At 60.5% G+C, this 13,744-nt stretch carries 13 protein-coding genes; 9 read left to right on the top strand and 4 right to left on the bottom strand.

Annotation, left to right across the window (positions count from 1 at the left end; translation table 11 throughout):
- Window positions 1-190 precede the first annotated feature (190 nt).
- Window positions 191-649: a hypothetical protein gene (locus XH91_RS27460; RefSeq protein ID WP_128953491.1), complete on the top strand. Its 459-nt coding sequence runs from the start codon at window positions 191-193 to the stop codon at window positions 647-649.
- A 707-nt stretch (window positions 650-1,356) separates the two neighbouring features.
- On the opposite strand, the gene XH91_RS27455 is transcribed toward XH91_RS27460, so the two are convergent.
- On the bottom strand, window positions 1,357-1,641 hold the full coding sequence (locus XH91_RS27455; RefSeq protein WP_128953490.1) for a hypothetical protein: 285 nt from the start codon (window positions 1,639-1,641) through the stop codon (window positions 1,357-1,359).
- Between the two features lie 84 nt (window positions 1,642-1,725).
- Here XH91_RS27455 and XH91_RS27450 point away from each other — a divergent pair, with 84 nt between their 5' ends.
- Together XH91_RS27450 and XH91_RS27445 are read left to right on the top strand one after the other, a co-directional pair.
- Entirely contained in the window at window positions 1,726-2,502 is a 777-nt protein-coding gene (locus tag XH91_RS27450) for an outer membrane protein (protein ID WP_128953489.1), read from the top strand.
- Window positions 2,503-2,894: 392 nt separating this feature from the next.
- Entirely contained in the window at window positions 2,895-7,730 is a 4,836-nt protein-coding gene (locus tag XH91_RS27445; RefSeq protein WP_128953488.1) for an autotransporter domain-containing protein, read from the top strand.
- A 236-nt stretch (window positions 7,731-7,966) separates the two neighbouring features.
- Here XH91_RS27445 and XH91_RS27440 read toward each other — a convergent pair whose 3' ends face one another.
- The gene (locus XH91_RS27440) at window positions 7,967-8,212 is read right to left on the bottom strand and encodes a helix-turn-helix domain-containing protein (RefSeq protein WP_128953487.1); all 246 of its coding nucleotides are present in this window, start codon (window positions 8,210-8,212) and stop codon (window positions 7,967-7,969) included.
- Window positions 8,213-8,393: 181 nt separating this feature from the next.
- On the opposite strand from XH91_RS27440, the gene XH91_RS27435 reads away from it, so the two are divergent.
- The 4 genes from XH91_RS27435 to XH91_RS27420 all read left to right on the top strand — a co-directional run bounded on the left by XH91_RS27435 (window position 8,394) and on the right by XH91_RS27420 (window position 11,943).
- Complete coding sequence (locus XH91_RS27435; RefSeq protein ID WP_128953486.1) at window positions 8,394-8,909, top strand: hypothetical protein; 516 nt, start codon at window positions 8,394-8,396, stop codon at window positions 8,907-8,909.
- 445 nt (window positions 8,910-9,354) lie between these two features.
- Entirely contained in the window at window positions 9,355-10,005 is a 651-nt protein-coding gene (locus XH91_RS27430; protein ID WP_128953485.1) for a hypothetical protein, read from the top strand.
- Between the two features lie 8 nt (window positions 10,006-10,013).
- Window positions 10,014-10,529: a hypothetical protein gene (locus tag XH91_RS27425; protein WP_128953484.1), complete on the top strand. Its 516-nt coding sequence runs from the start codon at window positions 10,014-10,016 to the stop codon at window positions 10,527-10,529.
- Between the two features lie 103 nt (window positions 10,530-10,632).
- Entirely contained in the window at window positions 10,633-11,943 is a 1,311-nt protein-coding gene (locus XH91_RS27420; RefSeq protein WP_128953483.1) for a site-specific DNA-methyltransferase, read from the top strand.
- A 160-nt stretch (window positions 11,944-12,103) separates the two neighbouring features.
- Here XH91_RS27420 and XH91_RS27415 read toward each other — a convergent pair whose 3' ends face one another.
- Both XH91_RS27415 and XH91_RS27410 read right to left on the bottom strand, forming a co-directional pair.
- Window positions 12,104-12,526, bottom strand: a complete 423-nt coding sequence (locus XH91_RS27415) for a type II toxin-antitoxin system VapC family toxin (protein ID WP_128953482.1) — start codon at window positions 12,524-12,526, stop codon at window positions 12,104-12,106.
- Window positions 12,523-12,777 carry a FitA-like ribbon-helix-helix domain-containing protein gene (locus XH91_RS27410; protein ID WP_128953481.1) on the bottom strand — a complete coding sequence of 85 codons (255 nt, stop codon included), beginning with the start codon at window positions 12,775-12,777 and terminating at the stop codon, window positions 12,523-12,525. Before XH91_RS27410 ends, XH91_RS27415 begins: the two co-directional genes overlap by 4 nt.
- Window positions 12,778-12,919: 142 nt before the next feature.
- Here XH91_RS27410 and XH91_RS27405 point away from each other — a divergent pair, with 142 nt between their 5' ends.
- Together XH91_RS27405 and XH91_RS27400 are read left to right on the top strand one after the other, a co-directional pair.
- Window positions 12,920-13,174 (top strand): type II toxin-antitoxin system VapB family antitoxin, encoded by a 255-nt coding sequence (locus XH91_RS27405; RefSeq protein ID WP_128953480.1) that lies wholly within the window; start codon window positions 12,920-12,922, stop codon window positions 13,172-13,174.
- The gene (locus XH91_RS27400; RefSeq protein ID WP_128953479.1) at window positions 13,171-13,566 is read left to right on the top strand and encodes a type II toxin-antitoxin system VapC family toxin; all 396 of its coding nucleotides are present in this window, start codon (window positions 13,171-13,173) and stop codon (window positions 13,564-13,566) included. The genes XH91_RS27405 and XH91_RS27400 overlap by 4 nt, the downstream gene beginning before the upstream one ends.
- The last annotated feature ends 178 nt before the right edge of the window (window positions 13,567-13,744 follow it).

Raw genomic sequence — 13,744 nt, 5'->3', positions numbered from 1 at the left:
TGCCGCTTTACGGAGCATCCTATGACAGCGAATTCAAGGCGACGCCTCAAACTGCAATTCGAAGCCAATTGCCGAATTCGGCACGAGGCCATTCCCTCATCGTCAGAGGCAACTTGCATTGGACTTGATGCCGTCGCTTGCTGGAGCGAAAGCACCTCGGCGGACAGCAAAACTCGATAGGAGAGATGGAATGGCCTCTAAGCGTCAAATCTCGGCCAATCGGCAGAACGCAAAACAAAGCACGGGGCCGCAAACGGTCGCAGGTAAGCAGCGTTCAAGCAAAAACGCGCTGAAGCACGGGTTGGCTCGTCTCAGTAGCGATGACGAAGCGCAGATACAGAACTTGGGCGTATCGATCGCCGGCGCGCTGGGACCCGAAAGTCTAATGGAAGAAGCTGTCCTGCTTGCACGTGCAAAGCTCAGGTTGGCGGAGGTCCGCCGCGTTCGCGACGGCATGCTGGCTATGCTCCTTGACGCTTCCGCCGATTTGAACATCAAGGCCATCTATAGTCTCGACCGCTACGATCGAGCCGCCTTCACGCAGCACAAGCGCGCCATCCGATCGCTCTGCGCCTTGGAATATCTCCGAAGTCGGTCTGGATTTAGTCGCACCGGGGAGAAGACTACGTTAGTTGCGTCAACCGGATGAGACGCGCCGGAATCCGTGGTCACAAGCAGACGACCGGGGGTCAAAGAGCAGCCACCCGATCCCGGTTTGGCTTCGATGGAGGCAGCTTCGCCTTCCGCGAGGGACGGCCTCGGAAGGGAGCAGGGCCTGGAAATCGCTGCGTTCCGACGGGACGCAGCGCGTTCAATAACCTGGTCTTAGACAGCCCGGTGAGGAAACGGCGAGCAGGGCTAACTATGTCTTTCGACCAACGGCCGCAGCGGTCGCCTTGTTTGACGACTACCGTGCAATGGTGCATCGGGTGCCGCGAGCGGCGATAACACAGCGCCCCCGTCTTCGGTGGTCGGTCCTGGCAGTCATTTCAGTGGCCAGCGCCCCCGACGATCCGGGTAAAGGTCCCGGCAAGAAGGTGGCGGCGGTGCAGCGAATGCAGCTGGTGGCAACGGGCCCGGCGGCAACGGGCCTCCCGGCCATGGGCACTAAGGGCCTAGGCGGTGTAGTTGCAAGAAAAGGTGGCTCTCGAGGCGCCATCTGTGGTCGTGGATGACACGTTAATCGACGCGTACCTCGGAAACGGCGTCTCGCAGGCTGTCTTAGTCGAGGATGCGGAGCAGCCGATCGACAATTGTCTCTGTGTCCTGCTCGCGCTTGGGGCAATCTGCCAGCGCGCTCAATTCGCGTGATCGTAGCTCAGTTAGATCCGGTCGGCGGTGGTGAGCTAGGCCATATCAACGTTCTCCCGGAGCTGCCCTTCTTCGGAGCCTTGCGCGGCTTCTTAGCCAGAAATCCTTGTCGGCGCTGTGATTATGAACGAGATCGAGATCAAGCTCTGCGCATTTCTCCGCGAGCTCTTCCCAATCCCGGCAGGGGTAGCGGCTCGTTTCGTAGAGGTCGCGCCGGTTCGCCACTGCGCGCGCAAGTCCTCGACCGCCTTTTCGCGCATGCAGCGGACGATCGCGCAGACCCTGGCCCGCGGGTTTTTCTCCTGGCCGAAACTGCGACAACTTGTCCATTTTGCACTCCACTGTTGCGTCTCGGACACGGTGAGGACCGGGAAGAGGTGGTAAAAGTTGGAGAACACTTGCTGGGGAGCCTCCATGAAGCGCGTTGCACTTTCACTTGCTATTCTCTTAACGACCGCTGGAGCTGCGTTCTCCGCCGATCTAGCCGCTCGTCCTTATACCAAGGCCGCGCCGATGGTTGCTGCAATCTACGATTGGAGCGGCTTCTATATTGGCCTCAATGGTGGTGGCGGTTGGAGCCGGAAATGCTGGACCAACACGAGCACACTCGGCGGCCCGACCGTCCCGGCCTTCGATGAAGGATGCCACGATGCCACGGGGGGCATTGTCGGCGGGCAGGTGGGCTATCGCTGGCAGTCCGCAAACTGGGTTTTCGGCCTCGAAGGCCAAGGTGACTGGGCGAACCTGAAGGGATCGAACGCCAGTTTGGCGTCGGCACCTATCTTTGGCTTCGCGGCTACCAACCAGAGCAAGATCGACGCCATTGGTCTTGTCACGGGCCAAGTCGGGTATGCATGGAGCAACGTGCTCTGGTATGCGAAGGGTGGTTTGGCGATCGCTCATGATAAATACGAAGGCATCCTGACCGCTACGTCGGTGACTTTCGATCGCGCTTCCGAGACCCGATACGGTGGTGCGGTCGGGACCGGAATTGAGTTCGGTTTTGCTCCGAACTGGTCTGTCGGTGTTGAGTACGACCATCTTTTCCTGGGCCGCCGAGATTTGACGTTTACCTCTGCGCTTCCTCCGGCAGGCGGTCTCTCTCGGACGGATAGCATCCGCCAAGACGTCGATATGGTCACAGCGCGCATCAACTATCGGTTCGGTGGACCAGTTATCGCGAAGTACTAATTAGGTCTCTAAAACGTGTCGAAGCCCCGGGGTAACGCCCGGGGCTTTTGTTTGCGACGACAGATACCGAGACGTGATCTCTTTGCATCGTTACACGTGAACTTTTCCAAATAAATGTCCGGATCTCACCTAGCCTCTGTCCAATCCTTTGCTCGTTGGTTGCGGCCGGCGTCTTTTCAAGACGTATTTGCCCCATCATATGTAAACGTCATCGCCGCGCAGCGCGAACGGTAACTTCCCTTAAGGGCTACGGCTTTGGAGTCCGGAGCCGCCTTGGTGCGCATCTGCAACAATCGTGGATTTTTTGGGAAAAATCGGCAGTTCACGTCGACTCCGCCAAGTGCATCAGTAATTCTATTTCCAATTGTTGATGATTATTTCTGGGCGGCGCGGTGAGCAATATAGCGGGTGGGCGCGGAATCTCGGTCAAGATTTCGCGGTTTCGGACGGCGTATGCGGTATTCCTGGCAACGGCTCTCATTCCGGCGGCAGCCCGTGCCGAAATTCAACAGGGCGCCACGTTCATCTCCCAGGGGCCTGGACCGGCTATCGGTGATCGCAACACAGTAGGGAGCGGCGACAATCCACCCAATGGGACGGTGAGCGGCGCGATAGAGGCGATCGCAGCCGATCCCTCGAACGCCAACATTATCTATGCCGGCAGCGTCAACGGCGGTGTCTGGAAAACGACGGACGGTGGCGCAAGCTGGACACCGCTGACCGACCAGAAAAGTTCGCTCTCGATCGCCAGCGTCACACTCGATCCGACCGACCTGACGCATCAGACCATCATTGTCGGAACCGGCGCCACCTCGAACGGTGGCTTTGCGTCGGCCTCAACGTTCACCGACCCGAGAAATTTCGGGAATCTACCCGGCTTGATCTACTACAGCACGAATGGGGGCGCCTCCTTCACAACAATCGCGAACCCGACCTTGGCGGGTCAAAGTATCACCGATGTGGCTGTTCGCGGGCAGACGATTTTGGCGGCCTCCTATGAGCCGCGGGTCATGGAGGCGGGCGGCAGTTTCTATAGCGGTGGTCTTTACCGCAGCACCAATGGCGGCACGACTTTCACCGCGGTCGGAGGTGCTGGCGGAAGCGGCTTGCCCGCGGGGCCGATCACGTCTCTGGTCGGCGACCCCGCCAACGCCAACATTTTCTACGCCACCGTGACGGCGAGCAGCGCTGCGACCAACAATCAGACCGCCGTCTACAAGAGCACTGACGGAGGCGCGACCTGGTCCGCCGTGTTTACATCCGCAAACACTGGATTGATTACCGCTGGCACGCAGACGACGATCAAGCTTGGCGTCGGAGCCAATGGCGTGTTGGCTATCGGTATCGTCGACCTCTCGACATTCAAGCTCACTGGTTTGTACTACAACGCTACAGGTGGCAGTGGCGCCTATACGGCTTTGACCGCCCCAAATGTTAACGGCGGGGCACAAGCTCCGGTCAACATAGCGCTGGCGGTCGATCCCGCGCATCCGAATCTTGTTTACGTCATGGGGGATAACAACTTCTCTAGCAACGGCGGGATCAACGCGCTTGCCGCGTATCGGGTGAACGCCTCGAACAACACGTCGCAGGCGCTGGGTGACGACACGAGCACGCCGACCAATACGGCAAACGGGTCCACGACCCATCCCGACGGCCGGGCTTTGACGTTCGACGCGAACGGAAAGCTTTTACTCGGCGTCGATGGTGGCATCTATTCGCGGACCAGCCCGTCGACGACGGGTGGCGTGTTCCAGGGCATGAACAATCTAGCCACGATGGAGCTCTATTCCTCAGCGTACGACGGCAACAGCAAGCGAGTCGTGATCGCAGCTCAGGACAACGGGGCCTCGCTCCAATCGGCGCTCGGCGGTCAAACTTTCAACCAGATCCAGGCCGGCGATGGCATCAATGCGCGCGTCAACGACCGTACGTTGGGCACGAGCAGCGCCATTTACACGACGACGCAGTTCCTTGGACAGCCCACGCGCCTGATCGTCGATTCCCTCGGCAACGTGACCCAGCGTGCGTCCGTGAATTTCATTGGAGCCAATCCTCAGAACTTTACTGGCCCGCTTGTCCTCAACAACGTCGATCCCACCCGCATCGCGATCGAGAGCGACGGGGTGTCGGTAACGACAGACTCTCTGACTGGCGCCAATGGCCCGTCGGCGACCACCATAAATCTCGCCCTGACGAATCTCGGCGGAACCGGAACCTTTGTCACCACCATCGACTACGGCACGCGCAACAACACCAATGCCCTTCTTGCAGGCTCCTTCAGTGGCGTCGCTTTCAGCTCCACCGCTGCCGCCAGTTCACTTCAGCAGCTCGGGGCTTACGCTGGCTCTGCACCAACGTCGGTGAAACTCGATCTGCGATCCGACCAGCGCTTTTTCGTCGCTGACAGCATCAATCTTTACGGAAGCACCAATCAGGGTACGTCCTTCCAGAATTTGACCTCCAACCTGCCGGCGAACTTCACGCGGCCGACGTCACTCGGCTTCGTCGATTACAACGGCGTCGACGCGCTGCTCGTGGGAGGCGTCAACAACGCGGACAACGCTGGCAGTCCACTTGTCGTCGCCGACAGCAATGCCGCGGGCGCGCTGTCGGGATGGCGCCGCCTGGGTACTGGCCTGCCCAACACGACCGTCACATCGCTCGCTTTCGACGAAAAGACTGATACGCTCGGTGTCGGCACCGACGGCCGCGGCGCTTATCTGCTCCACGATTTCAGCAGCAATTTTGATAGCGCCCTGGTCCTGCAATTCGGCTTGGCAAACAATGATTCCGTGCCAGGCGCGTCGCAACTCACTAACGGCAACTATGCGTCCCGGCCGCTCGTCAAATACGGCACCGGCACGCTCACCGTCAGCGTCGCATCCTCCTATACCGGCACGACCGAAGTTCAACAGGGGACGATGGCCGCGGGTGCCGCCAACGTGTTTGCTGCCCACTCGGCCTTCACGGTCGATAGCGGCGCGATCCTGTCCCTGAACGGCTTTAATCAGACCATCGGATCGCTGGCGGGATCCGGTGCTACCCAGCTTGGGCCGGCCACGCTCACCACGGGCAACGATAATAGCTCAACGGCGTATGCCGGTGTGATCAGCGGTGGCGGCTCCCTTACCAAAATCGGGTCCGGGACTTTCATGCTCACGGTGAATAATACCTATGGCGGTGTGACCACCGTCAGCAATGGTACGCTCGAGATCGCGAACGGAGGCTCGATCACCAATAGCGTCTCGCTAACGAACGCTGCGAATTTCATGGTTGACAGCGGAGGCTTCGCGACGTTCGGCTCGGTCACCAATACGGCAACGGGCATCATTGCGGTGGCCGCGGGTGGCACGGTTCATGATGATCTGAACAACGCGGGTCTCGTCAACAACAGTGGCAATTATTTTGCGAATGTCGCCTCCAACACCGGCACCATCGTGAACAGCGGGACCTGGACCGGCACGATCAATACGTCGGGATCGTTCAGCAACACTTCCGGCGCGACCGTATCGGGATTGTTGACCAACAGCGGCTCGGCAAGCAACGCCGGCACACTCAATGGCGGTCTCACCAATACGGCCGGCACATTCAACAACACGGGCACGATCAACGGCGCGACCACCATCGCGGGCGGAGCTTTCTCCGGAACCGGCTCAGTGGGAGCGCTGGCCATCGGGAGCGGCGCCGTGTTTGCGCCAGGGAATGGCACGCCAGGTTCGACGATGAACATCAATGGCAGTCTGGCGTTCTCCTCCGGAGCCTTGTTCCAGGTGGCCGTTAATCCACAGACCGCTTCGCTTGCCACCGTGTCAGGTGCAGCGACCCCGGGCGGAGCCTCGGTTCAGGCGTTCTTCAGCAACGGCACCTACATCTCCAAAAGATACACGATTGTGAGCGCCGGCAGCGTCAATGGGACGTTCGGATCACTCAGCAACGTCAATTTGCCCGCGAATTTCAGCGACTCGCTCAGCTATGACACCGCGCATGCTTATCTCGATCTAACATTGGGCTTCTCGACTGCCCCGAATTTTGGCAGCGGCCTTTCCGGCAATCAACAGGCCGTTGCCAACACGCTGGTCAACTTTTTCAATTCCAGCGGAAGCATCCCGATCGTGTTCGGAACGTTGACGCCATCAGGCTTGTCGCAGGTTTCCGGCGAGGCCGCGACCGGGTCCCAGCAAACCACCTTCAACGCCATGAACCAGTTTCTTGGTGTCATGACAGATCCCTTCATTGCAGGCCGCGGCGATCCAATTGCGGTGGGCGGTAGTGCGATGGGCTATACCGACGATGAATCACTTGCCTATGCCGCCAAGCGCAGGCCCGACGACGCGCTATCGACGATTTACACGAAGGGCCGCCCGGCGGCTCCCAGCTTCGAGCAGCGCTGGAGTGTCTGGGCAGCAGGCTTCGGCGGTTCGCAGCAGACCGACGGCAACGCGGCTGTTGTATCCAACACGACGACTAGCACCCTCTACGCTACGGCCGTCGGTGCAGACTACCGCCTGTCACGCGACACGCTAATTGGCTTCGCGCTCGCTGGCGGCGGCACCAGTTTCTCCGTGGCCAACAATCTCGGTGGCGGCCGTTCGGATCTGTTCCAGGCTGGCTCCTTCTTCCGGCACAATGCTGGCCCCGCCTACATCACGGCCGCGCTGGCGTATGGTTGGCAGGACGTCATCACCGATCGGACCGTGACCGCCGCTGGAGTCGATCGCCTGCGAGCCGAGTTCAACGCCAATACGTACTCCGCGCGGCTGGAAGGTGGCTATCGTTTCGCCACGCGAGGCATTGGCTTGACGCCGTACGCGGCGGCGCAGGTCACATCGTTCGACTTACCGGCCTACGCCGAGCGGATGATCGTTGGTAGCAATCAATTCGCACTTGCCTACAATTCGCAAAGCATCACGGATATCCGCAGCGAGCTCGGCCTGCGCAGCGACAAGGCGTTTGCCCAGGATAACGGGATCGTCACGTTGCGGAGCCGGCTGGCCTGGGCCCACGACTTCAATTCCAATCGCGCGATCGGCGCCACGTTCCAGACCTTGCCCGGCGCAAGCTTCGTCGTGAATGGCGCGGCGATGGCATCGGACTCGGCGCTGGTCACGGCCTCGGCGGAAAAGAAGTGGTTGAATGGCTGGTCGGCGGCTGCGACCTTCGAGGGGGAGTTCTCAAACGTCACGCGCAGCTATGCCGGCAAGGGCATCTTGCGTTACGCGTGGTGATCCGGTGCCAATGTCGTAGAGTAGTAATCGGGTTCTCCGCGTCATGGAACGGTCAGCAAGAGCCTAGGCGGCTTCACGACTTTACGAGCATGCCGGAAAAATGCTCTGGAGGCGCTCGCACCGTCGTGGTCACGAACCGCGGCCCTCCAGTTCTCAGATCCGTCGCTAACTTTGTGGCCGGCGAGCGTTCGGCGTTGAAGAGCTGTTGAAGTTCTGTCAGGCAAGAAAGGCGCCGGCTACCGCGTCTTAGCCCGCAGGAACGATCTAAATAGCTTCAGGGGATTGGCGCCGAGCGCCTCGGCGATGGTGATGAACTCGATCACATCGAGCCGGCGTTCTCCGCCTTCATACTTAGCGACGAAGGATTGCGGTTTGCGGAGCTTTTTTGCCAGCGCTTGCTGGCGGATGCCGGCCTTATGTCGCGTCGCGACAAGAAGCGCGATCAGGCGGGCATAGTCGGCGGATTTGAGGGACTTTTCCATAGCCGCCAGTCGCGTTTCGATTCGGCGGCGGCCAATTTGATCCCAGAATGGGATTATCCCAAAAAAGGATATGATTAACCCTCACGTGCGAAGCTGGTGGGCTGGACGCTCGGTTGTGCTGGACTTGTGCGGCTAGCGGAGCGCAATGGCGGGTATGACTAACCCCCAAAGGAGATTCACAATGCTCGCTGAATTGCATCAGGACCCACTTACGTCTCACTCCCGCGCCTCTAACATTCGGGAGCAGGCGCTTCTCCATCTTCTGCTCGGTCAGCTGATGGCCGCACGCTGGCAGCAGGGCTGTCACGACATCGAGGTGCTGACGAGCGAGGTGGACCGGGGCGGCTACGATATCGTGTTGGAAGCCAGCGGTATCCTCCGGCACGTCCAGCTGAAGTCGAGCTTTTCCGGGTCCTGCGTCCGGCACGTGACGGTCAGCACCCGGCTGCTCGAAAAGCCCAGCGGCTGCGTGATTTGGCTGGAGGTGGACCAGCGCACGTTGGCGTTCGAGCGCTACTTCTGGTTCGGCGGCCAGCCGGGAGCGCGGCTGCCGGACTTGGGCTCGAAGATCAGCCGGCATACGCGCGCGGACAGCAACGGGCAGAAGCTCGAACGCCCCATGCACCGTGATCTCGGCAAAGCCTGTTTCGAGCAGGTCGATAGCGCGGATGAGCTGCTCGCCAGGTTGTTCGGCTAATTTAGCTCAGCGCAAAAGAAGAGCGCGGCCAGCCATCCAGAATGTTGTGGTTGGCGAGGCCGCTTGTTCTTTCGATGGGTGCCTGAACCCGAGTTTCAGGGCGATCGTGCTGCGGCTCCTCGCGCGGGGCGAACCAGCAGGAAAGTCGATAGCCTCTCCAAGGCCCAGGGAAGGTCGTGGAGGAGATTTGCCTGCTGTCCGCACTCCGGCAGGTCCGGAATCCTTTAAATCTCGGCTCTTGCAGCGCGCTTTTGGGTTGGGCTAACGAATAATGCTCTATGATAACAATATGTTAGGCGCGGCCCCCGATGGCGCGATGGCCGTTTTCGTCCAGTTGGCGACCGGCCAAGAGCGGACATCATTGGGCGTTGGTCGGCCCGCGGAGAAAACCGATCGGCACAAGTTATGCTATAATTGGCTGATACATGGTCCAGGAGCCAATTTGATGCAGCAGCTTCCCAGAAAGATACAGCAGCCAGCTTCCGAGTTCGAGAAGTCTGCCAAGGAGCGCCTGATCGAAACTGCCGACAGGCTGTTTCGGTTGCTTGGGATCAGGGCCGCCCCAAGCCTCATCGCTCACGACGCGCATACGAATACGGACACCTTGGCCAAGTATTTCGGCCATGGCGATCCGTTGGTGGGTCATTTCATCAAGACGCTGATTGCGGAGGGCGAGGAATTCTGGGGCAGTCTTGCCGCGGAGTATCCGAATGATCCTGAGACGCAGCTGCGGCAGTGGCTTGGCTTCGAAGGAGACCAGACCGGATATATGATGGAGGCGCGCGTGTTGCTCGCACGCACGGCGGCAGAATTGTTCGAGCCTCGCCAGCAGCGTCCGCCCCTGCTGAGGATGATCGAAGACTATTGGCAGGTGGAGCGGCGGCGGGTGGTCGGACTGTGCCGAGCCGCGGGCTTGCGCGATCCAATCGAGCTCGCCGACAAGCTGCTGTTGCTGGTGCATGGCGCACGCAATGAGCGGGGTGCTTACGGGCGCCTGCCCCCAAGCCGCGTGCTGCAGAAGGCTGGAACTGAACTGATGGTCGCTCACGGGGCATCTGGAAGGCCCGCAGCCGAGCACGCTCCCGACTTGGATTGAGGCTGGGCATGATCAAGACCGATGACGCCGCCGTGGCCGTCTTTACCTCGGAGACGCGGCAAGAGATTCTGGCTCGCGCGGGGTCCCGGGGCTGGGTCCTCAATCGCAAAAGCGTCGAGCGCTGCCCTTACCTTGTTTGCTGTAGGCGCCAAGATTGGGACAACAAGGCCGAGGGCATTCCGCCTCGTACCGCCTTCCTGGTCGGCCGCATTTCATCGCTGGCCCCGCTTGAGGCGTCCGAGAACTCGCGGGGGCAGGCTCGCTTTCACGTCGGAATCTCGGAGTTCGCCGAGATTGCCGTTGCGGATGTCTGGCGCAAGGAGCTGCGTAACCCCGTCGCCTATAGCAGCCTGAAGCAGCTCGGGATCCAGCTCAAGCGGCTGACATTTCAACCGGTGCCTGCCGCGCGGCCGACCGACTCTGGCGCGGTGCGAGGAGGGCTGACGATCGCCGAGGCGAAGAAAGGGTTGGCCGCCACCTTTGGCGTGAGGCCCGAAGATATCGAGATCACGATCAAAGGATGACGGATTAACCAATGCGCGAATGCGCGCCGTCTATCGCGTGAGTATGTTTGAAGTATACGTATAGATTATGATACGGTCGAGACCTGTCTGCTGGAGAGGTCTCATGAGTGATTTCCGCGTCGACCACCTGCCCATTGCCGAGCTGAAGCCGAATCCGGCCAATGCCAGGCGGCATTCGAAGAAGCAGTTGCATCAGATCGCGGCCTCGATCCGCGAGTTCGGCTTCAACAGCATTGTAGTGGCGGACGAGGACGGCATGATCCTGGTCGGTCATGGCCGTGTCAAGGGCGCGCGGTTGGCCGGGCTGGAGCAGGTGCCGGTGCTGCGGGTCAGCCATTTGACGGCCGCACAGAAGATTGCGTTCTCACTTGCCGACAACAAGATCGCGCTGAACTCGGACTGGGACATGGACCAGCTGCGCGGGCTCTGGCGCGAATTGATGGGTGTCGAGATCAATTTCGATGTGGAAGTGACCGGTTTTGAGACCGCCGAGATTGATTTGCTGGTTGACGGCGAAATGGAGCGCGAGAAGCCCGACCGGAGCGATCGCGTTCCGGCTGTGGGCAGCGATGCGGTCTCGCGGCTGGGTGATCTCTGGGTCCTGGGCGAGCATCGTTTGCTGTGCGGGGACGCCTGCGATCCGGTCTCGCTCGCAGATCTGATGGACGGCGACGAGGCCCGCCTGGTGTTCACCGACCCGCCCTACAACGTGCCGATCGACGGGCATGTCAGCGGCAATGGCGAGGTCAAGCACCGCGAATTCAAGATGGCGTCCGGCGAGATGAGCTCTCCGGAGTTCGCCGGCTTCTTGAGTGTGGTCTTCGGCAACATGGCGCAGGTGAGCATGGATGGCGCGATCCATTTCATCTGCATGGATTGGCGCCACATGGACGAGGTGCTGAAGGCGGCCGGCGGCGTCTATTCCGAGCTGAAGAACCTCTGCGTCTGGAACAAGAGCAATGGCGGCATGGGCTCGTTCTACCGCTCCAAGCATGAGCTGGTGTTCGTCTACAAGGTGGGGCAGGGGCCACACGTGAACACGATCGAGCTCGGCAAGCACGGCCGCTATCGCACCAATGTTTGGGACTACGCCGGCATCAACAGTTTTAGTGCGAGCCGTGCAAGCGAGCTCGAAATGCACCCGACGGTAAAGCCGACTGCGCTCGTGATCGACGCCATCAAGGATTGCTCGCGTCGCGGCGACATCGTGCTCGACCCCTTCTCCGGATCAGGCACGACCATCATGGCCGCGCAAAAGTCCCGCCGGCGGGGGCGCGCCATTGAGCTCGATCCGCTCTACGTCGACGTCGCGATCCGCCGCTGGCAGGCTTATACCGGGCAGGCTGCGACCATGGCGGTGACTGGGGAAACCTTCGCCGAGATCGAACAGCGCCGGAGCGATCTCCTTCAGTGAGCCTGCGAACTCGCGAAGTCCATGCGATGCAGAGCCCCGTTAAACTGACCCAGTTCTGCGCTTCATGCAGAGCCATGATTTGCTGGTGCGGCTGTGCGTCGTCTTTGCAAAATTCCTCACGGTCTCTGTCGTCGCGGTGACGCGGCCGCTCGACACTCTATCAGCTGGCCACGGTCCAGGGATCGATGATCGTCAGACCGGCGGCCTTGAACGCGCTCGTGTCCCGCGATGCCACCACGAACCCGTGCGCGGCGGCGATCGCGGCAATATAGCCGTCGGGCGTGGGGAAGCCTTTTCCGGCCGCGCGCCCCTTGACAACGAGATCGGCGTATCGCCGCGCCGCGGTGGTATCGAAGGGCAGAATGCGGGCCGCGAACAGGTCCAGCACGCCGTCGAGCGCAGTCGCCAGCCGCTCCCTGCGCTTGCCGCGTGGCAGTGCGCCGATGCCGAACAACAGCTCGGCGATCGTAACGCTGGAGAGAAACACCGTCTCGGCGGCCTGGGCGTCGAGCCAGCCACGGACCGACGGATGGGGTTCGGGCTTCATCGCCTCGGAGACAACATTGGTATCGAGCAAGATCATTCGAAGCGCATCGGCTCAGCGGCACGCGCGTCGCGGCCATGCTCGAGTGCCTCGACGTCGGCATTGGTGAGGCCGATCTTCCGGCTCATTTCCGAAAGGGCGGTGCCGAGCCGCAGCCGGCCCTCGGGTCGTACGGCGGCCTCCAGAATGGCGCGCATTTCGGCCTCCGTGCTGCGATTGTGCTGCGCGGCGCGGACTTTGAGGGCGCGATGCGTCTCCTCGGAGAGGTGGCGGATGGTGACAGCGGCCATGATAGCGTCGTCCTCAAATTGACTGCGATGATATCAAGTTAGATATTTTGATAGCATTTTACAAGAGTGATTGCGCTCATTCCAAAAAGACGGCTTGAGCGGCTTGGTAGAAAGGTTTATCTTAACCGGTAGAAGGTGGAAGATGAGTTTGAACATCAAGAATCCCGAAGCCCATGAACTAGCGACAGAACTAGCACAGCGGACCGGGGAGTCGCTGACTGCGGCGGTGACGAATGCCCTTCGTGAGCGGCTCGAGCGGGTTCGCCGCAAGCAAGGCGCACGTCTATCGGATCGTTTGCTGAAGATCGGTGGGGATTGCGCTAAGCACTTGAAAGAGCCGTACCGATCGGCCGATCACGGCGATCTGCTCTACGACGAGCGCGGATTGCCTCGATGATCGTCGATACATCTGCGCTCATTGCCATCCTGCGCAATGAGCCCGAGGCACAGCGCTGCGCACTTGCAATCGAATCTCATCCCATTCGACGGATATCCGCTGCAAATTTCGTCGAGGCCGCCGTCGTGATCGATGCCAGCCGGGATCCTATCGCCAGCCGGCGTTTCGACGAACTGATGAAGGAAGCGCAGATTTCGATCGAATCTGTGACTCAGGCTCAGGCGCAAGTCGCACGCGAAGCCTATCGCGATTTCGGCAAGGGCAGCGGCCATCCTGCCAGACTGAATTTTGGCGACTGCTTTGCTTACGCGCTCGCCAAAAGTACTGGCGAGCCTTTGTTGTTCAAGGGTGACGATTTCATCCATACCGATATCGTTTCGGCCGCCCCGTGACGATTCCATTGCAACGGGTCCGTGTGCTCCCTCGTGTCCGTACGCACGGCAAGCCTTAGCGAACGTCCAGACTTTCGGCTTGGCAACAGCCAGCTCATGGCGCGTCGCATGCCGCGGCTCGAGGGAGCGCGACGTTCGCCCAAGATGATCGCGGTCCTGCAAGTCATCCGGAAAACGC

Origin of the sequence: Bradyrhizobium guangzhouense (genome assembly GCF_004114955.1) — a bacterium.
Classification (GTDB): Bacteria; Pseudomonadota; Alphaproteobacteria; order Rhizobiales; family Xanthobacteraceae; genus Bradyrhizobium; species Bradyrhizobium guangzhouense.
The sequence above is the reverse complement of the archived record's forward strand: the minus strand, read 5'-3'. Positions and strand labels throughout refer to the sequence as shown.